We start from the raw sequence: 25,710 nt of genomic DNA, 5'->3' as shown, positions 1-25,710 counted from the left end.
TGCTACAAAGTTTCCAGGAGCACTCCGGCTCCTGTGCCTCCGGCCCCGGCAATGGCGCACAGGGCCCTTTTCCCTTCCTGTCCCTCCAGGGACGCCAGGGCATGGAGCACCAGCACAGCCCCGCTGCACCCGTAGGGATGGCCGTAGGCCAGAGCACCCCCCAGAGGCAGGTACCGGTCGGTACAGGTGGGATACTGCCGGGCAAACAGGGCGGAGATCACCCCGAAGGCTTCATTGTATTCAAAATCGTCGATGGCTTCCACCGGAAGTCCGGTTTCTTCCAGAATCTTTTCTCCCACGGTCAGGGCACCCAGGGGGCTGAACCGGGGATCCACGCCCGCTTCCGTACCGTGGAGGATTCGGGCCAGAGGTCGCACCGGTTTCCCATCCCGGCGCCAGGCAGCCAGCTTCCGTCCGGAGGCCAGCACCAGGAAAGCCGCCCCGTCCTGGGTCAGGCAGGCATTGGCCGCCGTCAGGGTGGGGGTGCAGTCTCCCGCCAGGTTCCGTTCTTCCGGGGTCAGCAGGGCCGCCGTTTCCTCCCGGGTGAACAGGGTAGGCATCCGCCGGGCCAGTTTTCCGTTCATCCGGGGCCGGATGCTTTCATCTCTTGTGCTGCCGAACAGGGACACCACCCAGGGTTCCAGCCGGCCATCTTCCGCTGCCTGAGCCGCCTTCCGGTGGCTGCGCACGGCCCAGATGTCCAGTTCCTCCCGGGGCACTCCATACACCTGGGCCGTCCGTTCCGCTCCTTCCAGCATGGCCCGGGGGCTGTGGGTATCCGGGGAGAACTGGGCGGTCATGTAGCCTTCCGGGGTGTACCGGCTGTCCCAGGGCTGGTACACCCGCCGGGGCTGCAGGGAAGAAGATTCCACCCCACCGCACAGGACCACGTCCAGCTGGCCGCTGGCAATCTTCCCCCAGGCCAGGGACAGGGCCCCCAGAGCGGAAGCGCACTGCATGTCCAGGGTGAGGGCCGGAGTCTCCACCGGGAAGCCGGCTGTAAGGGCCATAAGCCGGGTCAGGTTCCCTCCGCTGCCTACGGCATTGCCTCCCAGGATCAGCTGGGCTTCCCGGGCTGCCGGGCAGCGGATACAAAGCTGCCGGAGAAGGGCAGCGCCCAGTTTCTCCGGCGGTACATTTTTAAAGATTCCGTTCTGGAGGCCCAGATGGCTCCGAAGGCCTCCCACCAGGAACACGTCCTGGACCCGTCTCTCAGAACCCATAGCGCTGGAGCCGGTTGGCCAGGAAGGCAGCCAGGACCACTTTCAGGGTATCCCCGATCAGGAAGGGGAACACGGCCATCACCAGGGTCTTCCAGACCCCCACTTTAGCCACCAGGTACATGCTCAGGCAGCCCCCCACATAAATGATGGGCATGCCCACACAGATGCCGATGGCCACCAGCTTTTTAAAGGACCGGGTGTTCCCCCGGACGGCGCTCATGATCACTGCCGCTGCCCAAAATCCCAGGTTGAAGCCCCCGGTGGGCCCGACCAGCTTCATCATTCCGGAGGTACCTCCCACGAACACCGGAACCCCCACGGCTCCCAGCAGCAGATAGATTCCCAGGATGATCGCTGCCTGTTTCGGCTTCATGATAAAGGCCACCAGGTTCACCATAATGGTCAGAGCCGTCACCATGGCCGGTGTAAAAGGCAGCGGAAAAGAAATGTACGCCGAAACCGCCAGCAGCGCGACACAGACGGCGCTGCCGGTCATGAACCGGATCTGTTCCCGGCTGCCGGTTGCGGCCATAGACGGATGCAAATTCTCTCTCATTTCGCTCATTGATTATTTCCTCCCTGCAGTAAATCATCTCTCCCCCGTGGACGGGGGCTTTGAACAACATATGGATGGTTTCCGGTTCTCCCAGGTGCCGGAACAGGCTCTGCCACAGGAGCAGCCCCTGGACCACCGGCCGGCCTTCCAGATGGATGGAATTGGTATCTCCGGTGCGCCGGGAAAACTCCCTCACTTCTTCCGGGGAAAAGGCCCGCCAGTGCCGGTACCCTTCCGGAGGTCCGGAGTCTCGTTTCAGTAAACCTATTTTTTCTATATGGTTTACCTTTGAGCCGGCAAAAAGCAGTTCTACCTGGAGGGTCCCCACCTGGCAGTCTCCCTCCCAGGCTTCCGCCTGGAGCAGCTGGCTCCGGGGCCGGTCTCGCAGGCATATACACCGGAACCGGCAGTCCGGCCCGGCTTGCCGGACCCTGGCATACTGGATCCGGGCAATGAAGCTGTGGTCATAGCGGCTGCCCTGGAACTGGCCCAGGGCTCTGATGTATCCTTCGGTGTATTCTTCCATAATGGTTCCAGTGTACCGGATTTGGGCAGATTGTTCAACCTCTTTTATATATAGGTTAACGTAAATTCCATGAAGCAGAACTTCATGCGTCCTGGAGGGACACTTGATAAAGAATCTGACTCTTTCTTGTATTTTAAAGAGGAACGTTCTATAATTTGTTCATGTTCTTATTCATACTTTGTTAGGGGGACTTTTTATGACAACCGCAAACCGGTCGGGCCGTTCCGCCCTGGCCAACTATCGGGATCCCATCATCCTGATCACCTTCTGCATCCTGGGGGCCATCCTGGGCCTGGTACTGGGAGACAAGGCTTCCTTCCTGAAGCCCATTGGACAGATTTTCCTGAACCTGCTGTTCTGTCTCATCGTACCGCTGATCTTTTTCTCCATTGCCGGCTCCATTGCCGCTACCAAAGATACTGGTAAGGTGGGGAAAATGATCGGCTATACCCTGATCATTTTCGTTCTCACGGCCACCATTTCCGGTGGCCTGATCCTGCTGGTGACCCATTTCACCGGAGTGCCCACCTCCTTTACAGCTCCTGCGGCGGCAGCAACCCAGGCAGCGGCCAAACCGGTGACCATTGCGGACCAGATCGTCAACACCCTTACGGTGGGAGATCTGCCGCTCCTTATTTCCCGGTTCCATGTGCTGCCCCTCATCATCCTGACCATTTTCTTCGGCATCTGCGTTTCCCTGATCGGGGAACCTGCCAAACCGGTGGTGGAATGGATGAACGCCATGAGCCTGGTGTGCTATAAAATGGTGGCCATTCTCATGAAGGCGGCTCCCATCGGCCTGGGCGCCTATTTTGCGGATCTCACCGGCACCTACGGCATCGACCTGCTGAAGACCTACGGCAGTGCCATGGTGGTGTTCTACACCGTGGTCTTTGTATACTTCTTCGTGTTCCTGGGATTCTATGCCTGGCTGGCCGCCGGCACCTGGGGCGTGAAGAACTATTTCCGGGTGATCCTGGCTCCGGCCCTGACGGCTCTGGGCACCCGTTCTTCCGCCGCCACCATCCCGCTCCAGATGGAAGCCTGTGACAAGCTGGGGGTACCCCGGGACATTTCTTCCGTGGTGGTCTCCATGGGAGCCACCTGCCATATGGACGGTGCCTGCATCGCCGTGGTCTATTCGGAAGTGCTGGCCACCACTCTGTTCGGCCATCCTCTGGCCGGGTTTGACTTCATCCTGGCCCTGTTCCTGGGGGTTGCCGCTTCCGTGGCCACTTCTTCCGTACCGGGAGGCGGGGCTGCCGGGGAAACCATGATCGTTTCCGTATTCCACCTGCCGGAAAGCGCCTTCCCCATCCTGCTGATGGTCATCGAACTGTTTGACCCCGGGTGCACCCTGCTGAACTCCTGCGGGGACACGGTGGTATCCATGCTGATTACCCGGATCTTCCACGGAAAAGACTGGTACAAAAAGAATCTCAACGGAGACGCTGCTGGAAAGGAAGCTTTGACTTATGAAAATTAATGCCCGTTATGTGCTGGAAGAGCCCGATTACCAGGATGCTCCCCTGCCGGATTCCCTGGAACTGGACCTGCCCATTGACGGGGACCGGGTGCTGGGGGAAATCTACCTGCCCTCGGGGATCTATGAGGCACCCCACCCGGCGGTGGTCCTGTGCCACGGGATCCCGGGCACCAACAACAATGACGACCTGGCCCAGTGCCTGCGCCGGATGGGCTGTGTGGTGATCCGCCCCTACCACCGGGGAGCCTGGGGCAGCGAAGGTACCTATTCCTTCTCCCACTGCATCGAAGACGCAGTGGCCCTGGCCCGGTGGGCCCGGGAAGAGGTAGCCAAAGCCTACGCCATCGATCCGGCCAACATCTTCCTGGTGGGCCATTCCAATGGGGGGAACACGGTGCTGAACGCTTCCCGGGTCCTGCCCTTTCTCCGGGGCACCGTGGCCTTCTGTCCCTACGACCACCAGGCGGGGCTGGAACACGTGCCCCACAGCCAGCTGAAGGAGCTGTTTGCCCAGGCGGCCGCCGTGCTCCATGTGGGGCGGTTTGAGGATTTGTGGCAGGACAGCGTCCAGCACGCCCGGCAATGGAGCTTCGTCCAGAACGCCCACCGGTTCCAGGACCGGAACCTGCTGCTGATCGGAGGCAGCCGGGATACAGTGGCCCCTCCGGAATGGATGGTGGAGCCCCTGTGGAAAGAGCTGGAAGCCCTTCCGGGCACCGGCCATCACAAAAAAGTGATCCTCCCCAGCAACCACGCCCTGGACACCGCCCGGCTGGAACTGGCCCGGGTGATCGGGAAGTGGATCGAGGAGACCATTGACCGCTGACAGAGAAAAAGAGACTGATGCTCAGGCACCAGTCTCTTTTTTCTCTATCCACTTTTTCAACACACCCGCATTGTTATGCTCCTGGTCTTTGGCTCCGTACAGCAAGGTTACGTTGCCCTGGGCCAGGGCTTTTTTTATTTTTTCCACAAAGGGTCCCGCTTCCAGATTGGCTTCCAGCTCCTGTTGGTAGCCGGCGGCGAATTCCGGGAACTTTTCCGGATCGTGGCCGAAGGACCGACGCAGTCCGTTGGTGGGAGCAATCTCCTTGTCCCAACCGGTAAGGGCTGCGTTTTCCTTTTTAATGCCCCGGGGCCACAGCCGGTCCACCAGGAACCGGCTGCCGTCCGTCTCAGCGGGGTCTTCGTAAATCCGTTTTACTTGCAGCTTTCCCATGGAAAAGCCTTCTTTCTTGTCAGCGGGCCTGCCGTTTTTCCCTCTCAGCCACCTGCTCACAGGCGGTCAGGGGATATTCCTCCGAATTGTGGTGGAATTCGATGCAGGGCTCACAGTCCTTGTACCGGGGGCAGTGGGTATGGCTGCAGGGGCAGGTATCCGGATCGTACAGTTTGATCATGGCTGATCAGGCTCCGAAGAACAGTTTCATGTCGTCTTCCACGTTGGTGATCCCGGCAATGCCGAAGTTCTTCACCAGCACATTGGCCACGTTGGGGGACAGGAAGGCAGGCAGGGTGGGTCCCAGATGGATGTTCTTCACACCCAGGTACAGCAGGGCCAGCAGGACGATGACGGCTTTCTGTTCGTACCAGGCAATGTTGAAGATCAGGGGCAGTTCGTTGACATCTTTCAGGCCGAAGACTTCCTTCAGTTTCAGGGCGATCAGAGCCAGGGAGTAGGAGTCGTTGCACTGACCGGCATCCAGCACCCGGGGAATCCCGCCGATGTCACCCAGATTCAGTTTGTTGTATTTGTATTTGGCGCAGCCGGCGGTGAGGATCACCGTATCTTTCGGCAGAGCCTTGGCAAATTCCGTATAGTATTCACGGCTCTTCATCCGGCCGTCGCAGCCAGCCATGACCACGAACTTCTTGATGGCGCCGGATTTCACAGCATCCACCACTTTATCAGCCAGGGCAAAGACCTGTTCATGGGCGAAGCCGCCTACGATGCTGCCGGTTTCGATTTCAGTGGGAGCCGGGCAGGTCTTGGCCTGGGCGATCAGTTCGCTGAAATCCTTGTGGCCGTTTTCGTCAGCGTCAATGTGACGGCAGCCGGGGAAGCCGGTGGCACCGGTGGTCCACAGACGGCCCTTGTAGCTGTCTTTGGGAGGAACGATGCAGTTGGTGGTCATCAGGATGGGCCCGTTGAAGCTTTCGAATTCTTCCTTCTGTTTCCACCAGGCGTTGCCGTAGTTGCCGGCGAAGTTCTTGTATTTCTTGAAGAACGGATAGTAGTGGGCAGGGAGCATTTCAGAATGGGTGTATACATCCACGCCGGTGCCTTCGGTCTGATCCAGAAGCATTTCCAGGTCTTTCAGGTCATGGCCGGAGATCAGGATGCCCGGGTTCTTCCGGACGCCGATGTCTACAGTAGTGATTTCAGGGTTGCCGTAAGCGGTGGTGTTGGCTTTGTCCAGGAGAGCCATGCCCTGTACGCCGTATTTCCCGGTTTCCAGAGTCAGAGCCACCAGGTCATCCACGCTCTTGCTGTCGTCCAGAGTGGCAGCCAGGGCCCGCTGGATGAAAGCATCCACTTCTTCGTCGTCCTGAGCCAGCACGTTGGCATGCTTGCTGTAGGCAGACAGGCCTTTCAGGCCATAGGTGATCAGTTCCCGCAGGGACCGGATGTCTTCGTTTTCGGTGGCCAGGACGCCTACGGTTTTGGCTTTGGCGTCGAATTCGCTTTCGTCCCCGTTCCACAGAGCTGCAGCAGGCAGGCTGGAAGTGTCATCCAGCTGGGTCAGCAGATCAGCTTTCACAGCCAGGGTTTCTTTGATCCGGGCAATAATGGATTCCCGGTCGAAGTTGGCGTTGGTGATGGTGGTGAACAGGTTCACGGTCACCAGATGGTTCACGTTCCGGCTGACGGATTTGCCGGCGGCACGCAGGGCGGTAGTCACAGCGGACAGACCCTTGGTGGCGTAGATCAGCAGATCCTGCATGGCAGCCACTTCCGGCTTCTTGCCGCAGACCCCGACAACGGTGCAGCCTTTGCAGCCGGCAGTTTCCTGACACTGATAACAGAACATCTTGTTTTCCATAGGTATACTCCCCTTTTCTTATAAAAACTTCAACAGATTGTTTTCTCACTCGATGGCTTTATTATAGTCCGGAGCAGGAAAAGAATCCGTTGTTTAAACAACGCATAGAAAATTTTATGATTTTCTCTACCCCAGTGCCACATCCAGGGTCATCATCACTGTGAACCCCAGGGCGAAGGTGAGGACTCCAATATTGGAATGTTCTCCTTCGGACATTTCCGGAATCATTTCCTCCACCACCACATAGAGCATGGCCCCGGCGGCGAAACTGAGGAAATAGGGCAGCAGGTGGCCGATGACCCCGGAGGCCAGGATGGTCCCCACCGCCGCAATGGGCTCCACGATGCCGGACAGTACCCCGCCCAAAAACGCCCGGTGCCGGTTCATCCCTGCCGCCTTGAGAGGCAGAGAAATGATGGCCCCTTCCGGGAAATTCTGGATGGCGATCCCCAGGGACAGGGCAATGGCGCTGCCCAGGGAAATGGATCCGGGATCAGTGAGGAACCCTGCGTAGATCATCCCCACCGCCATCCCTTCCGGGATGTTGTGGAGGGTCACCGCCAGCAGCATCATGGTGGTCCGGGCCAGATGGCTCCGGGGCCCTTCCGGTTCATCGGTGTTCATGTGGAGATGGGGGATCACCACATCCAGCAGCAGCAGGAACAGGATTCCCGCCCAGAAGCCCACCACCGCCGGTACAAAGGCGAAATTCCCCAGCCCGGCACTTTCCTCCAGGGCCGGGATCAAAAGGCTCCAGATGGATGCTGCCACCATGACACCGGCGGCAAAGCCGGTGAGCCCCCGCTGGACATTCCGGTGGAGCTGTTCCTTCATAAAATACACGCAGCCGGCCCCCAGACTGGTTCCGGCAAAAGGGATCAGGATCCCTTTCCAAACTTCAGGACTGATCATCATTCACCTCCTTCAAATCAAATCTTTCCCCTCCATGGTCATGGCCAGGTTGCTGAGGGCGTACTGGATTTCTTTTTCCGGATGGACCGCCAGGGCGATATCCGTAGTTTCCACCTTCCGGAGCTTTTTCTTCATGTACTTCCCCGTATCCTTCCGATAAATGTACATATCCGCCCCGGACACCACCCGGAGCAGGGTATCCGGTCCGTCATCGTCCCAGCCTCCCAGGAACATGGGCTGGATGTAGAATTCGTCCATGGCCCGGACCACCAGGAGGGACACCACGGTGGCTCCCGTTTTGTCGGCAATCTTATCCAGGACTTCCTTTTCAATAGGGTACCCGTCTCCTCCGAACTGGAGCAGCACCTCATTGGCCTCTTCCGCCGCCTGGGCATCAGGGAGGAAGACGAACTTCGCCCGGGGATAGGCCTGGCGAACCTGGCGCTTCCACACTTCCTTCATGGAGGTTGTGGCTTCTCCCGTATGGTCATAGACCACAAAGGCAATGGTCTTCCGATCCAGCAGGTCAGGGGCGGCCGCCTGTTCTGCCGCCTCTGCCGGCACCATCAGGAACAGTCCCGTAAGGACGAAACAAAGGGTCAGCAGCAGCTTTTGGACTCTTTTCATTTCAGCACCTCCTGGGCTTTCCCCCGGGCCAGTTCCAGTCCCAGATGATGGGCCAGGATCTGCCCTGCATCACTGTAGGTATCCATGGGTTCCAGGGGCCCGGGCTTCACTTCCGGCCCGAAGAACAGCATGGGCACGTGTTCCCGGGTGTGGTCCGTCCCTTTCCAGGTGGGGTCGCACCCGTGGTCCGCAGTGACCAGCACCAGGTCTCCGGGCTGGAGCCGGGCCGCCAGTTCCGGCAGACGCCGGTCCACGGTCATAAGCCCTTCCCCGTAGCCTTTGGCGTCCCGCCGGTGGCCGTAGGTGGAATCGAAATCCACGAAGTTGGTGAACACCAGGCTCCGGTCTCCGGCAGCGTCCAGGGCCTCCAGGGTGGCGTCGAACAGGGCGTCCAAGCCGGTGGCATGCCAGGCCCGGGTTATCCCCCTGTGGGCGAAAATATCTGCGATTTTCCCCACCGCATAGACCCCACCGGCTTTTTCGTACACTTCATCCAGCAGGGTCTTTTCCGGCGCCGGTACTGCATAGTCGTGGCGGTTCCCGGTACGGGTGAATTCCCCGGCCTTTTCCCCTACAAAGGGACGGGCGATGACCCGGGCGATGTGGTAGGGCTGGACAAGTCTGTAGGCAATCTCACAGAGTTTGTACAGATTCTCCAGTCCGAAGGTCCGTTCATGAGCGGCAATCTGGAGCACCGAATCAGCGGAAGTGTAGACAATGGGCTTGCCGGTACGCATGTGCTCTTCTCCCAGTTCCTGGATGATCACCGTGCCGGAAGCGTGCTTTTCCCCCAGCACACCGGGGAGATGGCCTTCCCGGATCAGCCCGTCAATGATGTCCTTCGGGAAGCAGTGGGGCTTGTCGGGAAAATAGCCCCAGTTGAACATCACCGGCACTCCTGTCAGTTCCCAGTGGCCGCTGAGGGTATCCTTGCCGCTGCTGATCTCTTTGGCATAGGTATAGGCCCCGGCCAGGGGTTCCGGACTGCCGATGGAATGGGCCAGGTCCTCTCCAGTACTCCTTTTGTGGGCCAGTTCCAGCCCATACCGGGCCAGGTTGGGCAGGGCCAGGAAGGACGCTCCCGGGGCCTGCTCCTTCTGCCGGGCAAACCAGCGGGCAATGTGGCCCAGGGTATCCGCTCCGGCGTCTCCGAATTTTGCCCCATCAGGGGCGCCCCCGATGCCAAAGGAATCCATCATCAGGATGATGCACCGTTTCATTTCTTTTCCTCCCTTCCCAACAACTCGTTCAATGCCCGGCGGACAATGGTCTGGAACCGGTTCTCCGCCAGCCGGTAGATTTCCGGCGAGGCAATGCTTTCGCTTTCCGTCCGTTTGGCCACCACCCCGCACAGGCTGGCCGCCTTCAGGCCCAGGGCCTGGGAGGTGACGAACACCGGAGCGGTTTCCATTTCGTAATTGGTGACCCCCAGCTGCTGCCATTCCTTCATGCTCCCCTGGAACCGGCGGAGTACATAGCCGGTGAAGCTGTCGTACCGTTCCTGGCCGGGCCAGAAGGTATCCGAGCTGCAGCAGATGCCCACCTGATGGGGCACGTTTTCCACCAGGGCCGCATAGGCCAGCAGCTGGGTCAGTTCAAAATCCGCCACCGCCGGGAATTCCAGGGGGGCATAGTGGGAGCTGGTGCCCTCCAGCCGGACCGCTGCCTTGATGATCACCACATCTCCCAGTTCCAGGCCGTCCTGGATGGAGCCGGTGGTCCCCACCCGGATCACCCGTCTGATCCCCAGCCGGGCCAGTTCTTCCAGGCAGATGGCGGTGGAAGGGCCTCCCATGCCGGTGGAGCACACCAGTACCGGCCGGTTCTGGACCTGGGTGAGACAGCTGGTGTATTCCCGGTGGCTGGTCAGATCCACCGTAGGGCCCATGGCTTCCGCCAGGGACCGGACCCGTCCCGGATCCCCGGGCAGCAGGGCCGTATCCGCTCCCATCAGCCGTTCCCGGGACAGCTGGGTATGATACATGACTTCATGAGGTTCCGCATAATGACGATCCATGGTATCACTTCCTTGGTTGCAGTTCTCTTACCCTTTATTATACGAAAGAGCAGGACCCCTGTTCAAGGCCCCGCTCCCCCTGTTTTTGGCCCTTCAGGCCTTTCCTTCTTCTTTTTCCATGGTTTCCCGCACGGTTTCCTCACAGGACCGCATGGCCAGGATGCTCTGTTCGAACAGTTTGTTCAGATCCCAGCCCAGCATATCCGCTCCCTGCTGGATCACGTCCCGGCTGCATCCGGCAGCAAAATGCTTGTCCTTGAATTTTTTCTTCAGGGACTTCACTTCCATATCCTGGACGCTTTTGCTGGGGCGCATAAGGGCCGCTGCCCCGATGAGCCCGGACAGTTCGTCCACCGCATAGAGAACCTTTTCCATTTCCTCCCTGGGTTCCACATCGCTGCACCGGGGCCATCCGTGGCTGGCCACCGCATGGATCAGCCGGTCGTCCCAGCCTTTTTCCTTCAGGATCTCCGCTTCCTTCCGGCAGTGCTTTTCCGGATATTTCTCAAAATCCAGGTCATGGAGCAGGCCCACCATGCCCCAGAAGTCTTCCTCATCCCCATAGCCCAGTTCCCGGGCAAAGTACCGCAGGCAGCCTTCCACCGTCAGTCCATGCTGGAGATGGAAGGGTTCCTGGTTGTATTCTTTCAGCAGTTCCCAAGCTTCTTCGCGCGTATTGGCCATTTCTGTCTCTCCTTCCAACGTCATTATCCCCAGTATACCACAAGGGGTGGAGAAAGGAGAAACAAAAGTTCCGGAAGAAGCACATTTTTCTTTCAAAAACGTTCAAACCGTGTATTTTTTCACAGGAGGGCCGGCGCTATAATAAAAAGCTATAAGGGAGTTGATGAAATTGCAGGAACAGCAAATACGCAACCTGACACTGGCAGGGATGTTCGCCGCACTGGCCTTCGCCTGCTTCTCCTATCTCCGGATCGAGATCCCCATGGGAATGGGGCTTACCGGGAAGATCTATGTGGGCCACGCCTTCATCCTGCTGTCCGCCCTGGTGCTGGGGGCCAGATACGGAGCCCTGTCCGGGGCCATTGGCCTGGCTCTGGCGGACCTGCTGGCCGGGTACACCACTTCCGCCCCACCCACCTTCCTGGCCAAGTTTCTCCTGGGCTGGTCCACTGCCTGGGCGGCTCAGCACCTGTGCCAACTGGACCGGCTCACGGAAGACAGAGCCCGGCTCCGGGCCGCGGCCCTGGCCTCCATCTTCGGTTCCATGGTGAACGTGATCACCGAGCCCCTGATCCGCTACAGTTTCAAAGTGTTCATCCTGGGCCTGCCCCAACCAATCGCTTACGTAAGCGCCATAAACTGCGCCGTCAGCATGGCGGTGAGCAATGTGGTGTCCGTGGTGCTGGCAGTGGTGCTGTATCGGGTGATGGAGAAAAGCATAGGGCTGTGACCCACAAATAAAAAAGGACTGTTGCCCATGCAACAGCCCTTTTTTATTTCTACTTCGCATAATCCACTGCCCGGGTTTCCCGGACGATGACCACTTTGATCTGTCCCGGATATTCCATATCCTCTTCGATCTTCTTGGCCACATCGTGGGCCAGGATGGTGGCGGCATCGTCGTCCACCTTTTCCGGTTTCACCATGATGCGGATTTCCCGTCCGGCCTGGACAGCATAGCATTTCTCCACGCCGTCGAAGGATTCGGCGATTTCTTCCAACCGCGTCAGCCGTTTCAGATAGGTTTCCAGGGTCTCCCGACGGGCTCCCGGCCGTGCCGCAGAAATGGCATCGGCGGCGGAAACCAGCACTGCCTGGACGGATGTGGGTTCGCAGTCTCCGTGGTGGGACATGATGGTGTTGATGACGATATCGGATTCGTGATACCGTTTGGCCACTTCCGCCCCCAGGTCCACATGGGACCCTTCCACTTCGTGGTCCACGGCCTTGCCGATATCGTGGAGCAGCCCGGCCCGTTTGGCCGAGTTCACGTCCACCCCCAGTTCGGCGGCCATCAGGCCGGCCAGATGAGCCACTTCGGTGGAATGTTTCAGCACGTTCTGTCCGTAGCTGGTCCGGTATTTCAGACGGCCCAGCAGCTTGATCAGTTCCGGATGGATGCCGTGGACACCCACTTCGAAGGTAGCCTGTTCCCCGGCTTCCTTGATCTTCTGATCCAGTTCCTTCTGGGCTTTTTCCACCATTTCCTCGATCCGGGCCGGATGGATCCGGCCGTCGTTGATCAGTTTCTCCAGAGCGATCCGGGCCACTTCCCGGCGTACCGGGTCGAAGCCGGAAATGATCACCGCTTCCGGCGTGTCGTCGATGATCAGATCGATACCGGTGAGAGTTTCCAGGGTCCGGATGTTCCGGCCTTCCCGGCCGATGATCCGGCCTTTCATCTCATCGTTGGGCAGAGGCACCACAGTGACCGTGGTTTCCGCCACCTGGTCGGCAGCGCACCGCTGGATGGCCAGGGAAATGATTTCCCGGGCCTTCTGGTCCGCGGTATCCTTGGCTTCCTGTTCCATTTCCTTGATCAGGCGGGCTTTGTCATGTTTGACTTCCTCCCGGACATTGTCCAGGAGTTCCTGCTTGGCTTCTTCACTGGTGAGACCGGAAATCCGTTCCAGTTCCACCATCTGCTGGTCGTACAGGGCATCGACTTTGGCCTGGGCTTCCCGCAGGCGGTTGCTTTGTTCCAGAAGTTTTTCTTCCTTCTTTTCATAAGCATCCATTTTTTTGTCGACGTTTTCTTCCTTCTGGACCAGACGCCGTTCATTTTTGCTGAGTTCCGCTCTTCTTTCTTTATTTTCCCGTTCCATTTCGGACCGGAGACGGTGGATTTCTTCCTTGGCTTCCAGCAGCGCTTCCTTCTTCTTGGCATCGCCTGCTTTCTTGGCATCTTCCAGGATCTGTTTGGCTGTCTCTTCTGCAGAGCCGATTTTCCCTTCAGCTACATTTTTACGAGCCAGATATCCCCCTCCAACGCCTAATAAACAAAGGACTACAGCAATAACTACACTCATGGGATCTATGATGAGCACCTCCTCTTTTGCGAATTTTTCATAAAACCCTACTCATACAACAAATAAGGCAACCAGAGGTCGCCTTAACACCCAATGAACGCGATTGGACAGAAATATTTTATAGTATTTTCACAGAGGTGTCAATAAAAAGGGGCTGTTGCCTGGGCAACAGTCCCTTTTTAGTCTCTAATCACTAGTCCCTAGTCTCTAGCCAGTGGAGGGAACCCGGTCTCGGGTTCCTGGAATTCCATTGAAAAATCTTCCAGGGCCATGGCGATGGGGCCGGTGCCGAAGCCCCGGCTGGCCAGCATCCGGGCCAGAGCGGCTTTGGCCTTTCTGGGGTCTTCCGGATATTTCCGCCGGATCTTGTCCCCCTGGGCCTGGGCCAGGGCCAGAGCCCGGTCCGTTTCTTCCTCTTCGGTGACTTCCCCCAATGCCTCCCGGGCGTCCTCTCCGGACAGGCACCGGCGGGTGAGCATCAGCCGGAGATACTGCTTTCCGTAGAACTTCTTCCGCCGCCAGGCATCCAGCACCGACCGGGCACACCGAGCATCATCCACAAAGTGATGGTCCGCCAGTTTCTGGAGCACCTGGTCCTGGAGTTCTTCCGGGCAGCCCCGTTCCCCCAGCTTCTGCCGCAGTTCCCGGGTACTGTGGTCCCGGAGGGCCAGCTTGTCCAGGCAGAAGTTGTAGGCTTCCGCATGGGTGGTCAGCAGCTTTTTGGATTTACTCCACATGGTCTCCGTCCGTTTCCGGAGTCATGACCAATTCATCCGGTTCCTGGGCGCCATCCTGTGCCTGGACCGGTTTCCCGTCCGCCGGCAGGCCGGCTGCTGCCCGGATCCGGGCTTCCACTTCAGCAGCCATATCCGGATGTTCCTTCAGGAAGGTCTTGGTGTTTTCCCGCCCCTGACCGATCCGCTGGTCTCCGTAGGAATACCAGGCACCGCTCTTGTTCAGGATGTTGTACTGGACACCCAGGTCCACCAGGCATCCTTCATGAGAAATCCCTTCCCCATACATAATGTCGAATTCCGCCTGTTTAAAGGGAGGCGCCACCTTGTTTTTCACCACTTTCACCCGGGTATGGTTCCCGATGATGTCGTTGCCGCTCTTCAGGCTTTCCACCCGGCGCACATCCATCCGGATGGTGGAGTAGAACTTCAGGGCACGGCCCCCGGTGGTCACTTCCGGATTCCCGAACATGACCCCCACCTTTTCACGGATCTGGTTGATGAACACGGTCGCTGTACGGGACTTGGCAATGACCCCGGTGAGCTTCCGGAGGGCCTGGCTCATAAGCCGGGCCTGGAGCCCTACATGGGAATCCCCCATATCCCCTTCGATTTCCGCTTTGGGCACCAGGGCCGCTACGGAGTCGATGACGATAATGTCGATGGCACCGCTGCGCACCAGTGCGTCACAGATTTCCAGGGCCTGTTCCCCGGTATCCGGTTGGGAAATCAGCAGGTTGTCGATATCCACGCCCAGGTGCCGGGCATATTCCGGATCCAGGGCATGTTCCGCGTCAATGAAAGCCGCGTAGCCGCCCCGTTTCTGGGCCTCGGCGATCATGTGCAGGGCCACGGTGGTCTTGCCGGAAGATTCCGGTCCGTAGATCTCGATGATCCGGCCCCGGGGAATCCCCCCTACCCCCAGCGCAATATCCAGGGACAGGGCCCCGGTGGGAATGGTTTCAATGTTCATTTTGGCGCTGGCAGCCCCCAGCTTCATGATGGACCCTTTGCCAAAGTCCTTTTCAATCTGTTTCAGAGCCGCATCCAACGCTTTATTCTTATCCGCATCCAAACTCATGGTATCATCTCCTTGTACTGCAGTTGCTTCTATTTAGTATATAAACATTTGTTCGTAAAGTCAAGGTTTTCTGGGGAGATCTTTCAATTCCTGCTGGGTAAACACGTAGGATTTGTTGCAGTACTGGCAGTGGACCTCGGTCTGAGGGTCCTGGAGGATTTCTTCGAAATCCTTTTTGGGCAGGCCGCAGAGCATGCCCGCCACTTTGTCCCGGCTGCAGCCGCAGTGGAAGGAAACCGGATGGGATTCCAGGATCTCCACAGGCAGTCCCTTGGCCACCTTCCGGATCATTCCTTCGGCATCCAGACCGGTCTGGAGCAGTTCCGTCACATAGGGCAGGGTCAGGATGTTGTCTTCCAGGGTCTTGATGGTCTCTTCTGAAGCATCAGGGAGCAGCTGGACAAAGTATCCGCCGGAAACAGCCACGGAGCCGTCCTTCTCAATGAGTACCCCCAGGGCCACGCTGGAAGGGGTCTGTTCCGATACCGCCAGGTACCGGGTAAGATCCGCGGCGATTTCCCCGCTTTTCAGGGTGGAGACCCCGGTGAAAGGTTCTCCCTGGAGAGGGCACCGGGTAACGGTGACCACCCCGTAATGGCCTACCCCGCCGCCTACATCCAGCTTGCCGTTTTTCAGAGGCAGCATCACTTCCGGGTGCATCACAAAACCCCGGACCTGATAATCCCGGGCATCGGCCATCACCTGGCCCAGGGGGCCGTCCCCCTTGAACCGGACCGTCACCGCTTCCCCGGCCTTCATGGTGGCCGCCAGCAGCAGGGCTCCGGCGGCGGTACGGCCCAGGGCCGCCGCTGCCAGAGGGCTGCAGTGGTGGATCTCATTCATGTGCTGGGTCAGGTGGGTGGTGGTCACGGCATAGATCCGGGCATCCCCGGCAGTGGCCTTGACTAACACATCTTCCATAGGCACCTCTTACAGCTGTTTGGCCAGGTTGACCATTTCGATCACGGCCATGGCCGCATCGGAGCCCTTGTTCCCGGCTTTGGTGCCGGCCCGTTCCACGGCCTGTTCGATGTTTTCCGTAGTGACCACCCCGAAGGCAGTGGGCACTTCCGTTTCCATGTTCACCAGGGCAATCCCCTTGGATACTTCGTTGCACACATAGTCGTAATGGCTGGTGGCACCCCGGATCACAGCCCCCAGGGCGATGATTCCGTCATACTTGCCGCTTTTGGCCATTTTCTTGGCGATCAGAGGGATTTCAAAAGCCCCGGGCACCCAGGCCACGGTAATGTCATCCCCATTGGCCCCATGCCGGCGCAGGGTGTCTTCCGCACCGCTGAGCAGCTTGCTGGTGATGAATTCGTTGAAACGGGATACCACGATCCCGATTTTCAGACCTTCCGCTAACAGTTGTCCTTCCAGAATTTTCATTTTACATCCTCCACATCTTCATGTAATTCATGGCCCATACGCACCTGTTTGGTGACCATGTACCGATGGTTGTAGCAGTTGTCTTTCATGATGATGGGCACTGTTTCCGTAATGGTGATTCCATAGCCGGAAAGGCCTGCCCGTTTGGCCGGGTTGTTGGTCATCAGCCGGATGCTGGTGAGCCCCAGGTCCGCCAGGATCTGTGCCCCGATGCCGTAATCCCGCATATCCGGTTTGAAGCCCAACTTCACATTGGCGTCCACCGTATCCAGTCCCTGATCCTGGAGTTCATAGGCCCGGAGCTTGTTGGCCAGGCCGATGCCCCGGCCTTCCTGCTGCATGTACAGCACTACCCCGCAGCCTTCCTTTTCGATCATCTTCAGGCTGGTGGCCAGCTGGTCCCCGCAGTCGCAGCGGAGGGATCCCAGGGCGTCCCCGGTGAGGCATTCGGAATGGACCCGGACCAGCACATTCTTCTTGCCGGCCACATCCCCTTTGATGATGGCCACATGGCATTTGTCGTCCAGGTCGTTTTCATAGCCGATGGCCCGGAAGGTGCCGTATTTGCTGGGCAGGGCCACATTGGCGATCCGGTGGACCATTTTTTCCGTTTTTTTCCGATAGGCGATCAGATCCGCCACGGTGATGAAGGTCAGATTGAACTTCTTGGCAAATTCCATCAGTTCCGGAGTCCGGGCCATGGTGCCGTCATCGCTCATGATTTCGCAGCAGATGCCCACCGGTTTCAGCCCTGCCAGACGGCACAGGTCCGTGGTGGTTTCCGTATGGCCCGTACGCCGGAGCACCCCGCCTTCCCGGCTGCGGAGGGGGAATACATGTCCCGGCCGCCGGAAGTCTTCCGGTTTGGCGCTTTCGTCGGCGCATTTCTTGATGGTGTAGGCCCGTTCCACGGCGGAGATCCCGGTGGTGGTGTCCTTGTGATCGATGGATACGGTAAAGGCGGTTTCATGGTTGTCCGTGTTGTTGGCCACCATGGGTTCCATCTGGAGCCGGTCCAGGATGGCCCCGTCACAGGGCATGCAGATCAGGCCCTTGGCATGGGTGGCCATGAAGTTGATGTCGTCGGGAGTCACATACTCCGCGCTCATGATCAGATCCCCTTCGTTTTCCCGGTCGGGGTCATCGGTGACCAGAACCATTTTGCCGGCACGGATGTCCGCAATGGCCTGTTCAATGGGGGCAAACTGAAATTTTTTATCCATGATTTTCTCTCCTTACATAAATCCATTTTCGAAAAGGGTGGCTTTGGTCAGCCCCCCGGATTTTCTGGTTTCCAGCATCCGTTCCACATATTTCCCCAGAATGTCCGTTTCCAGGTTCACCTTGTCTCCGGTCTTTTTGAAGCCCAGGGTGGTGAACTGGACGGTAAGGGGGATCAGGGAGACGGAAAAGGTGGTGTCCGTCACTTCCGTGATGGTCAGGCTAATGCCGTCGATGGCAATGGATCCCTTGGTGACCATCCCCCGGAGCAGCTCCGGACTGCAGCTGATGGTGGTGACTTTGGCAATGCCTTCCGGGCGGATCTTCACAATGGTTCCCACCCCGTCCACATGGCCGCTGACAATATGGCCGTCCAGACCGTCTCCCACATGGAGGGTCCGTTCCAGGTTGATCCGGTCCCCCTTCTCCAGGGAACCGATGGTGGTCCGGCGGGCGGTTTCCGGCATCACATCCACGGTGAAGCGCTGGCTGTCAAACTTCGTCACCGTCAGGCAGGCCCCGTTGCAGCAGACGCTTTCCCCGATTTTCAGCAGGGGCGGAATGGTCTGGGCGGCAATGGTGAGCCGGTAGGAATTCTGTTCCCGGCGCAGGTCCTCCACCTTGCCCAGTTCCGCAATGAGTCCCGTAAACATGGCCTCAGCTCCTTTCCAACAGGCCCGTGACCATCAGGTCCGTGCCGAAGGCTTCGTACTGAGGTTCCTGGAGGGTCACCCGCAGGTCCATGTTCCGGGCCCCCCGGCCCCCGATGGCACCCAGGTTCCGCTTGCCCCCGATCAGGCAGGGAGCGATAAAGGCATAGACCCGCTGGGCCAGCTTGCCATCAAAGAAGGCACCATGGACCTGGCTGCCTCCTTCCACCAGCACGCTGGTCTTTTCCTGCTGTCCCAGTCTGTCCAGCAGGATGCCCAGATCCAGGGCCCCGTTCTTTTCCGGGATCTGCCATACGGTCACCTGGTCCAGGGCCTGGAAGGCTGCCGCTTTGTCCCGGTCCGCTTTCAGGGAGGTGACCAGGAGGGTCCTGGCTTCCCCGTCGGTGAACACCTTCCGGTCCATGGGCAGCTGACAGTGGCTGTCCAGGACGATCCGCAGGGGATTCTTTCCTTCCACCAGCCGGCAGGTCAGGGACGGATCGTCGTTGAGGACCGTGTTCTTTCCCACCAGGATGCAGTCGTAGATGCTCCGGAGCTTGTGGGCATAAGTCCGGGACTGCTCATTGGAGATCCATTTGGAATCTCCGGAGGCCGTGGCGATTTTCCCGTCCAGGGTCATGGCGTATTTCAGGGCCACAAAAGGACGGCCCGTCTTCATCCAGTGCATGAACACTTCGTTCTGCCGGTTGGCTTTGTCCGCCAGTACCCCCCGGACCACTTCCACCCCCGCTTCCTGGAGCCGGGCAAAGCCCCGTCCGGCCACTTTCGGGTTGGGATCGTCCGCCGCCGCCACCACTTTTTTGATGCCGGCCCGGATCAGGGCCTCACAGCAGGGGCCCGTACGGCCGTAATGGGAGCAGGGCTCCAGGGTCACATAGGCGGTGCAGCCTTCCACCTGGTTCCCGGCATCCGCCATGGCCATGATTTCCGCATGGGGCTGGCCGGCTTTGTGGTGGTAGCCTTTGCCAACGATCTGCCCTTCCGGGTTTACGATGACGCAGCCCACCAGAGGATTGGGACTGGTGCAGCCCCGGGCTTTTTCCGCCAGGTCCAGGGCCATCTGCATATATTCTTCGTCTGTCACTGTTTCACCCGCTTTCATGATTTGCCAAATATAAAGCCGTGCCATCCGGGGAGGATAGCACGGCAAATATACTTTTCCGAACCTGTCTTTTCTCATCCAGACTGTACTGTCGGTATCGGAATTTCACCGATTCGTGCCAAGGCTCGCGGACTTTACCGCCGGTAGGGAATCGCACCCCTCCCCAAAGACAAAACTTATGATGTTGTTCCGGAAATATTATATCATATCTGTATGGGATTGCAAGAAGCCAGATACGGCGCGGTGCGCCTTGAAAAGCTCATATCGAACCGCAGGCCCGGCGGCCCGCTGGATGCACGGACAAGCAGCGGTTTGGCGGGCTGCCCGGCGTGCAGCCCCTACAGGATCGCAACGGGGTATCGGATTCCAGCCATCCCGTTCTTCACTCTGCACTCTTCCCTTTTTCCTGCAATCAGAAGGAGTATTCCGCCCCTACGATGATCCGGCGTCCGGGCATGGGATAATTATCCTGCCCATTGACGACACCGGCATATTCGGCATACGCAGCGTTGTTCAGGTTATAGATGTTAGCAAAACCGGTCCAGTTGTTGGTGAACTTATACCGGGCAGCCAGGTCCAGGGTGAAGTAATTGTGTTCCCCATACTTTTCGCCGGACAGCCCGGAACCGCCCCGGCCCGTCAGGGACACGTTCCACTTGGTGTCATGGTACCGGACACCGGCCTGGAAGTAGTTGGGCGCGTAGTTCAGGTCTCTTACATAGCCATTACCGTCCTGCTTGTCGGTATTCACCTTTACGTAGGTATAAGCTGCATCGATATCCCACAGTTTGTTCAGGTGATGTTCCACGGACAGGGTCATGCCGCGTCTCTTTTCCTTATCGATATTTCTTACATACATGGGATGAGAAGAATAATCCCATCTAATGGCATTATCCAGATTACTGTAGAAAGCAGTGACGCCAGCTTCTGTTTTATCGTCAATTTTGAAGTTGTACCCGGCACTCCAGACGTTCCCCGTTTCCGGTTTCAGATTTTTATTACCATACGCGCTGTAATCTCCCCAAGGACCTACATTTTTATATTCATAATATAAATCGTCCGTAGTAGGAGCTCTGAATACGGAGTTCCAGGACAGGTAAGCATTGCTGTCCTGGCTGAACTTTTTGTTTACCGCCACGCTGCCGGTGGTCCGGCTGCCGGCCTCGCTGTGGTTGTCATAGCGCACGCCGGTATTCAATTGCCAGGTCGGTGCAAATTTCCACTGATCCTGCAGGAACACGGCTTTGTTGTTATAGCTTCCGCTGTTGTATAATCCCTTATGGGTCACTTTGGCATTCCGGTATTCCAATCCAGCCACCAGGGTATTGGTGTCGGACAGGGCGAAATTCTGCTGGCCTTCGATGCCCCAGTCTCTTTCATTCATTTCCCCATCATTGGAAGAATAGAGAGGAGCGCCGAAGTTGGAATAGTTCAGGTAATTTCTATAAGCCTGCAGGTAACCGGAGTTTCTGGAATCCCGATTCCAGTCATATTTGATGCCCACGTTATTGGTTTTCTTAGTGGTATGACGCTGGTCTGCATTGGGCTGGTAAGAATAATCATACAGCCCAGCCAGCAGGTTCCCTTCCAGATTGGAATAATCGTAGTTGACGGTCAGTCTATCACTCTTGGTGAAATCCTGGGTCAATTTCAGGGAAAGGGCATCCTGGGTATAGTTGGATTGACCGTTCCATTTTTTCGTATCCCCGTTGGTGTCTTTGTATTTCAGATAAGAAGCCTTATTCCGGTTGAAGCCCACCTGGAAACCGGTTTTATTGACCTTGCCCCCGAAGGAAGCCCCCAGGTCCTGGGTACCCCAGGAGCCATAACCCACATGGACCGTGCCGGTCGTTTCTTCCGGTGTCTTGGTGATGACGTTGATGACGCCGCCTACGGCATCTGCACCATACAGAGTGGAAGCCCCGCCTTTGACGACTTCGATCCGTTCGATCATGCTCACCCCAGGAAGGGTGTTGGCATCCAGGGTGGACTTCCCGCTGGTGGGTCCCATGCTGTTGTTCACCCGGCGGCCATCCACCATAACAACGACGCGTTCGTCCCCGTTCAGCATGACTTTCCGTTCAAAAGCAGGGGTTCCGGCATCAAGTACCCGTGCCCCCGGCACATCCTCCAGGGCATCGGTGACCGTCCGGTAGCCCCGGTCGGAGATCTGCTGGCTGGTGATCACGGTCACATCCGCCGGCGTATCCGCTTTGGTGTTCTTCAGCCGGTTGGCGGTGATCACGATGGTTTCGTCTTTGCCTTCCACAGGGGCATCCGCTGCCCAGGCTGCTGCAGGGCTCCCCAGGACCACTGCCGTCAGCACAGCCCCCGTCAATTTCCTGTTCCACACGTTTTTCATCCTAAAACTTCCTTTCCTCTTTACAAAATGTTCACCTAACAGTGTACTGTAAAAAAGGAAATTCGGCAAATAGGGGGGAGTTATGGGGTGATATAGATTAAGGCTATAGCAAAAGGGGGTGTGAAAAAATGCTTTTTCACACCCCGTCACTAGTCACTAGTCACTAGTCTCTAGTCACTAGCCGATGGAAGCCAGCTGACGCAAGCGAAATAAAGGCGCTGTGGATGATTTTTTCACAGCGCCCTAATACCTCACCCTCATCAGATACAGCCCCTGGGCCGGTGCGGCCATGCCGGCCTGTTTCCGGTTTTTGGCCGCCATCACCCGGGCGAAATCTTCTTCATTCCACTGGCCCGTGCCCACCCGGACCAGGCAGCCCACGATGTTCCGGACCATCCGGTACAGGAACCCGTCCCCGGTAATGGTGAAGGTGTACAGATTTCCGTCCTGGACCCACCGGGCTTCGGTCAGGGTCCGCACCGGCGAGGTATCCTGGCTTCCCTGGTTCTTGAAGGAGGTGAAGTCATGCTTTCCCAGGAGCAGGGCCGCCGCCCGGTTCATGGCCTCCACATCCAGTTTCTCCCGGATCTCCCAAGTGGTGTTCCGCTGGGTTGGATCCGGCAGGGGGGAATAATAGATTTTATACTGGTAGGTCTTGTCCACCGCGTCGAACCGGGCGTGGAAATCATCCCGGACCACTTCCGCTTCCCGGATGGCAATGTCCGGCGGCAGATGGGGTTCCAGTGCCCGGCGGTAGTTTTCCGGCGGGATCCGGGAACTGGTGGCAAAGGAAATCACCTGGCCCAGGGCGTGGACCCCTGCATCGGTCCGTCCGGCGGCCTTGATCAGGATGGGTTCCTTCAGCACTTCCGTCAGGGCCTTTTCCAGCACCTGCTGGACCCCCACCCCGTTTTTCTGCCGCTGGAACCCCTGGTAACGGGTTCCGTCATAGGCCACTGTGGCTTTAATGGTCCGGATCATGCGGGGATCCCCCAGCGCAGGAAGGCCAGCAGGGCAAACAGGGCCAGCATCACCAGCCCGGTCAGGGCATCGGCTTTGCCGTAGACCAGTTCATGCATCCGGGTCCGTCCTTCCCCGCCCCGGTAGCACCGGGCTTCCATGGCCAGAGCCAGTTCGTCCGCCCGGCGGAAGGAGGAGATGAACAGGGGAATCAGGATGGGCAGCATGTTTTTGGCCCGCTTCATGATGTTCCCGGAGGAAAAATCCGCCCCCCGGGACATCTGGGCCTTCATGATCCGGTCTGTTTCCTCCAGCAGGGTGGGAATGAACCGGAGGGCGATGGTCATCATCATGGCCAGTTCGTGGGCCGGCACCCCGATTTTTTTGAAGGGACGGAGCAGGGATTCAATGCCGTCGGTCAGCACAATGGGAGACGTGGTGAAGGTCATCAGGGAAGACACCAGGAGCAGCAGGACCAGCCGCAGGGACATCTTCACCCCCAGCACGATCCCTTCTCTGGTGACGGTGATGAACTTCCAGTGCCACAGGGCTTCCCCCGGATCCGTGACAAAATGGATCACCATAGTCAGCAGGATGATGATCCACAGGGGCTTGATGGACCGGAGCAGCAGTCCTGCCGGCAGTTTTGCCAGGGCAGCCCCCAGCACGATGAACCCGATGAGGATCCCGTAGGAAAGGGGCGAATTGGCCAGGAACACCATGACCATATAGAACAGCACCGCCAGGATCTTGGTCCGGGGATCCAGCCGGTGGATGCAGGAATTCCCGGGATAGTACTGTCCCAGGGTAATGTCTGTCAGCATGTTTTCCACCCCTTTGCTTTGTCAATGGCCCGGATCAGTTCTTCTTTGGTGAGGGGCGTCCCTTCAATGGGCAGGCCCTGGTTCCGGAGTTCTTCCGCCAGTTTCACGCTTTCCGGCACGTCCACGGAAAGGGATTCCAGTTTTTCCCGTTCATGGGTGAACAGCTCCCGGGCCGGACCGTCCAGCTGGAGACGGCTGTCACTCATGACCAGGAGCCGGCTGGCGTACTGGGCGGCTTCTTCCATGCTGTGGGTGATCAGCAGCACCCCCATTTTCCGTTTCTCGAAGATTTTCCGCAACTGGCCGAAGATGCTGTCCCGGCTGATGGGATCCAGCCCGGCACTGGGTTCGTCCATGATCAGGTAATCCGGTTCCATGGCCACCACCCCGGCAATGGCCACCCGGCGCATCTGCCCCCCGGAAAGCTGGAAGGGTGACCGCTGGGCGAAGGTGTCGAAATCCAGGTCTACGAATTCCATGGCGCTGCGCACCGCTTCTTCCACCTCCGGTTCGGACTTTCCCTGGTTCCGGGGCCCGAAAGCGATGTCTTCGTAGATGGTTTCCGCAAACAGCTGGTGTTCCGGATACTGGAACACCATGCCCACCCGGTTCCGGGCCGTCTTGGCTTCCGGAGTCTTTGCCGCCAGGTCCACCCCGTCCACCAGCACCTTCCCCGCCATGGGATGGAGCAGTCCGTTGAGATGCTCCGCCAGGGTGGATTTGCCGCTGCCGGTATGGCCGATGAGAGCCACGAACTCCCCTTTTTCCAGGGTGAAGCTCACATCATCCAGGGCCTTCTTTTCCAGGCTGGTATGGGTCATATAGGTATAGGAGATATGGTCTACTTGGATGGACATAATGCTTCACACAACTCCTTATGGGTAATGATGGGCGGCAGCCGGTGGCCCTGTTTGTCCAGGGCATCCGCCACTTCCGCCGCCAGGGGGCATTCCAGCCCCAGGCCCCGGATCCGGTCCACCTGGGTGAATACTTCCTTGGGTGTCCCTTCCAGGACGATCTTCCCTTTTTCCATGGCGATGATCCGGTCGGCCAGGATGGCCTCTTCCATTTTATGGGTAATGTACACAATGGTGATATGCTTTTCTTTGTTCAGCTTCAGCACCGTGGAGACGATTTCCTTCCGTCCCTTGGGATCCAGCATGGCGGTGGGCTCGTCAAAGACGATGCACCGGGGTTCCAGGGCCAGTACCCCGGCAATGGCCACCCGCTGTTTCTGGCCCCCGGACAACCGGTGAGGGGCCCGTTTGGCATAATCCAGCATATCCACGGCCGCCAGGGCTTTTTCCACCCGGGGACGGATTTCCGGCCCGGGGACACCGATGTTCTCCAGCCCGAAAGCCACATCTTCCTCCACAATGGCTGCCACGATCTGGTTGTCCGGGTTCTGGAACACCATGCCCACGGTCTGGCGCACGGGCCAGAGATTTTCTTCTATGGCGGTATCCAGACCGCCCACCAGACAATGTCCGCTGGTAGGGGTCAGGAGACCGTTGAAATGACGGGCCAGGGTGGATTTTCCACTGCCGTTGGTCCCGATAATAGCCACAAATTCGCCGGGAGCAATGGACAGGTCGATTCCCTGGAGTGCCGTCATTTCCTGATTTTGCCCATCCACATAGGTATGGGTCAGATTTTTCGTTTCAATGATCGGTTCCATAACATCCTCCATAAAGTTAAATTATAGCTTTGTTTACCGGAATCAGTCAATAATAAAGGGGGGTGTCGCACGTTCCGTGCAACACCCCCTTAGCTGTAGAGCCGCATAGCGGCTCAAGTCTGGAGTCTGAAGTCTGGAGCCGAAGGTTAAATTTGCAGGCAAATTTTTTGAATGTGTAGAACCTTTGGACGAAATGATCTCTCAGATTGATTGCAATTCTGGTTTTACAGAATCAAAAGGATCCGTCCAGCCAGACGGATCCTGTCCTGAGACTTCCGACTTCATACTTCAGACTAAGGGG

Annotated in this window: 26 protein-coding genes and 1 riboswitch; of the genes, 3 read left to right on the top strand and 23 right to left on the bottom strand. The window is 58.1% G+C overall.

What is annotated here, in order from left to right:
• Positions 1–2 precede the first annotated feature (2 nt).
• Together ACTQY5_RS05945 and ACTQY5_RS05940 are read right to left on the bottom strand one after the other, a co-directional pair.
• A complete protein-coding gene (locus tag ACTQY5_RS05945; protein WP_441368938.1) occupies positions 3–1,223 on the bottom strand; it encodes a thiolase family protein in 1,221 nt (406 codons plus the stop codon).
• A complete protein-coding gene (locus ACTQY5_RS05940) occupies positions 1,213–1,788 on the bottom strand; it encodes a biotin transporter BioY (protein ID WP_303225314.1) in 576 nt (191 codons plus the stop codon). The genes ACTQY5_RS05945 and ACTQY5_RS05940 overlap by 11 nt, the downstream gene beginning before the upstream one ends.
• Positions 1,789–2,501: 713 nt before the next feature.
• Here ACTQY5_RS05940 and ACTQY5_RS05935 point away from each other — a divergent pair.
• Both ACTQY5_RS05935 and ACTQY5_RS05930 read left to right on the top strand, forming a co-directional pair.
• Entirely contained in the window at positions 2,502–3,791 is a 1,290-nt protein-coding gene (locus ACTQY5_RS05935; protein WP_302157009.1) for a dicarboxylate/amino acid:cation symporter, read from the top strand.
• Complete coding sequence (locus tag ACTQY5_RS05930) at positions 3,781–4,617, top strand: alpha/beta hydrolase family protein (protein ID WP_441368937.1); 837 nt, start codon at positions 3,781–3,783, stop codon at positions 4,615–4,617. The genes ACTQY5_RS05935 and ACTQY5_RS05930 overlap by 11 nt, the downstream gene beginning before the upstream one ends.
• A gap of 21 nt (positions 4,618–4,638) precedes the next feature.
• Here ACTQY5_RS05930 and ACTQY5_RS05925 read toward each other — a convergent pair whose 3' ends face one another.
• The 8 genes from ACTQY5_RS05925 to ACTQY5_RS05890 all read right to left on the bottom strand — a co-directional run bounded on the left by ACTQY5_RS05925 (position 4,639) and on the right by ACTQY5_RS05890 (position 11,075).
• The gene (locus ACTQY5_RS05925) at positions 4,639–5,010 is read right to left on the bottom strand and encodes a DUF488 domain-containing protein (protein WP_441368936.1); all 372 of its coding nucleotides are present in this window, start codon (positions 5,008–5,010) and stop codon (positions 4,639–4,641) included.
• Between the two features lie 19 nt (positions 5,011–5,029).
• On the bottom strand, positions 5,030–5,191 hold the full coding sequence (locus ACTQY5_RS05920) for a hypothetical protein (protein WP_022487176.1): 162 nt from the start codon (positions 5,189–5,191) through the stop codon (positions 5,030–5,032).
• A gap of 6 nt (positions 5,192–5,197) precedes the next feature.
• Entirely contained in the window at positions 5,198–6,835 is a 1,638-nt protein-coding gene (gene hcp, locus ACTQY5_RS05915) for a hydroxylamine reductase (RefSeq protein WP_022487175.1), read from the bottom strand.
• 126 nt (positions 6,836–6,961) lie between these two features.
• On the bottom strand, positions 6,962–7,747 hold the full coding sequence (locus ACTQY5_RS05910; RefSeq protein ID WP_154487706.1) for a ZIP family metal transporter: 786 nt from the start codon (positions 7,745–7,747) through the stop codon (positions 6,962–6,964).
• Between the two features lie 12 nt (positions 7,748–7,759).
• Positions 7,760–8,374: a hypothetical protein gene (locus ACTQY5_RS05905; protein WP_288311007.1), complete on the bottom strand. Its 615-nt coding sequence runs from the start codon at positions 8,372–8,374 to the stop codon at positions 7,760–7,762.
• Positions 8,371–9,594 (bottom strand): phosphopentomutase, encoded by a 1,224-nt coding sequence (locus tag ACTQY5_RS05900; RefSeq protein ID WP_441368935.1) that lies wholly within the window; start codon positions 9,592–9,594, stop codon positions 8,371–8,373. Before ACTQY5_RS05900 ends, ACTQY5_RS05905 begins: the two co-directional genes overlap by 4 nt.
• Complete coding sequence (gene udp / locus ACTQY5_RS05895; protein ID WP_022487171.1) at positions 9,591–10,391, bottom strand: uridine phosphorylase; 801 nt, start codon at positions 10,389–10,391, stop codon at positions 9,591–9,593. Before udp ends, ACTQY5_RS05900 begins: the two co-directional genes overlap by 4 nt.
• 93 nt (positions 10,392–10,484) lie before the next feature.
• Positions 10,485–11,075, bottom strand: coding sequence for a hydrolase (locus ACTQY5_RS05890; protein WP_441368934.1), 591 nt, complete (start codon positions 11,073–11,075; stop codon positions 10,485–10,487).
• 163 nt (positions 11,076–11,238) lie between these two features.
• Between ACTQY5_RS05890 and ACTQY5_RS05885 the strand changes: the two genes are divergently transcribed.
• The gene (locus tag ACTQY5_RS05885; protein ID WP_441368933.1) at positions 11,239–11,805 is read left to right on the top strand and encodes an ECF transporter S component; all 567 of its coding nucleotides are present in this window, start codon (positions 11,239–11,241) and stop codon (positions 11,803–11,805) included.
• Positions 11,806–11,854: 49 nt separating this feature from the next.
• Here the strand turns inward: ACTQY5_RS05885 and rny are convergent, their stop codons facing one another.
• The 13 genes from rny to ACTQY5_RS05820 form a co-directional block, all read right to left on the bottom strand.
• Positions 11,855–13,384, bottom strand: coding sequence for a ribonuclease Y (gene rny, locus ACTQY5_RS05880; protein ID WP_022487168.1), 1,530 nt, complete (start codon positions 13,382–13,384; stop codon positions 11,855–11,857).
• A 200-nt stretch (positions 13,385–13,584) separates the two neighbouring features.
• Complete coding sequence (locus tag ACTQY5_RS05875) at positions 13,585–14,121, bottom strand: regulatory protein RecX (RefSeq protein WP_154487701.1); 537 nt, start codon at positions 14,119–14,121, stop codon at positions 13,585–13,587.
• Positions 14,111–15,199, bottom strand: coding sequence for a recombinase RecA (recA, locus tag ACTQY5_RS05870; RefSeq protein ID WP_022487166.1), 1,089 nt, complete (start codon positions 15,197–15,199; stop codon positions 14,111–14,113). Before recA ends, ACTQY5_RS05875 begins: the two co-directional genes overlap by 11 nt.
• A gap of 60 nt (positions 15,200–15,259) precedes the next feature.
• Positions 15,260–16,120 (bottom strand): Hsp33 family molecular chaperone HslO, encoded by an 861-nt coding sequence (hslO, locus tag ACTQY5_RS05865; protein ID WP_302157024.1) that lies wholly within the window; start codon positions 16,118–16,120, stop codon positions 15,260–15,262.
• A 9-nt stretch (positions 16,121–16,129) separates the two neighbouring features.
• Entirely contained in the window at positions 16,130–16,591 is a 462-nt protein-coding gene (gene ribH, locus ACTQY5_RS05860) for a 6,7-dimethyl-8-ribityllumazine synthase (protein WP_022487164.1), read from the bottom strand.
• The gene (locus ACTQY5_RS05855; protein WP_441368932.1) at positions 16,588–17,814 is read right to left on the bottom strand and encodes a bifunctional 3,4-dihydroxy-2-butanone-4-phosphate synthase/GTP cyclohydrolase II; all 1,227 of its coding nucleotides are present in this window, start codon (positions 17,812–17,814) and stop codon (positions 16,588–16,590) included. The genes ribH and ACTQY5_RS05855 overlap by 4 nt, the downstream gene beginning before the upstream one ends.
• Positions 17,815–17,826: 12 nt before the next feature.
• Positions 17,827–18,465, bottom strand: a complete 639-nt coding sequence (locus ACTQY5_RS05850) for a riboflavin synthase (RefSeq protein ID WP_441368931.1) — start codon at positions 18,463–18,465, stop codon at positions 17,827–17,829.
• A gap of 4 nt (positions 18,466–18,469) precedes the next feature.
• Positions 18,470–19,585: a bifunctional diaminohydroxyphosphoribosylaminopyrimidine deaminase/5-amino-6-(5-phosphoribosylamino)uracil reductase RibD gene (gene ribD / locus ACTQY5_RS05845; RefSeq protein ID WP_423776545.1), complete on the bottom strand. Its 1,116-nt coding sequence runs from the start codon at positions 19,583–19,585 to the stop codon at positions 18,470–18,472.
• Positions 19,586–19,647: 62 nt separating this feature from the next.
• Positions 19,648–19,760, bottom strand: a riboswitch (FMN riboswitch).
• A gap of 237 nt (positions 19,761–19,997) precedes the next feature.
• Positions 19,998–21,947, bottom strand: coding sequence for a TonB-dependent receptor plug domain-containing protein (locus ACTQY5_RS05840; RefSeq protein ID WP_441368930.1), 1,950 nt, complete (start codon positions 21,945–21,947; stop codon positions 19,998–20,000).
• Between the two features lie 243 nt (positions 21,948–22,190).
• Positions 22,191–22,928, bottom strand: a complete 738-nt coding sequence (gene truA / locus ACTQY5_RS05835; RefSeq protein ID WP_441368929.1) for a tRNA pseudouridine(38-40) synthase TruA — start codon at positions 22,926–22,928, stop codon at positions 22,191–22,193.
• The gene (locus tag ACTQY5_RS05830) at positions 22,925–23,731 is read right to left on the bottom strand and encodes an energy-coupling factor transporter transmembrane component T family protein (RefSeq protein ID WP_427774485.1); all 807 of its coding nucleotides are present in this window, start codon (positions 23,729–23,731) and stop codon (positions 22,925–22,927) included. Before ACTQY5_RS05830 ends, truA begins: the two co-directional genes overlap by 4 nt.
• A complete protein-coding gene (locus ACTQY5_RS05825; RefSeq protein WP_012937745.1) occupies positions 23,725–24,588 on the bottom strand; it encodes an energy-coupling factor transporter ATPase in 864 nt (287 codons plus the stop codon). Before ACTQY5_RS05825 ends, ACTQY5_RS05830 begins: the two co-directional genes overlap by 7 nt.
• Positions 24,573–25,409, bottom strand: a complete 837-nt coding sequence (locus tag ACTQY5_RS05820) for an energy-coupling factor transporter ATPase (protein ID WP_012937744.1) — start codon at positions 25,407–25,409, stop codon at positions 24,573–24,575. Before ACTQY5_RS05820 ends, ACTQY5_RS05825 begins: the two co-directional genes overlap by 16 nt.
• Positions 25,410–25,710 lie beyond the last annotated feature (301 nt).

The organism is Acidaminococcus sp. HCP3S3_H5 (assembly GCF_052122235.1).
Classification (GTDB): domain Bacteria; phylum Bacillota; class Negativicutes; order Acidaminococcales; family Acidaminococcaceae; genus Acidaminococcus.
Note: the sequence above shows the minus strand (reverse complement) of the source record. Positions and strands in the feature narration are given on the sequence as shown.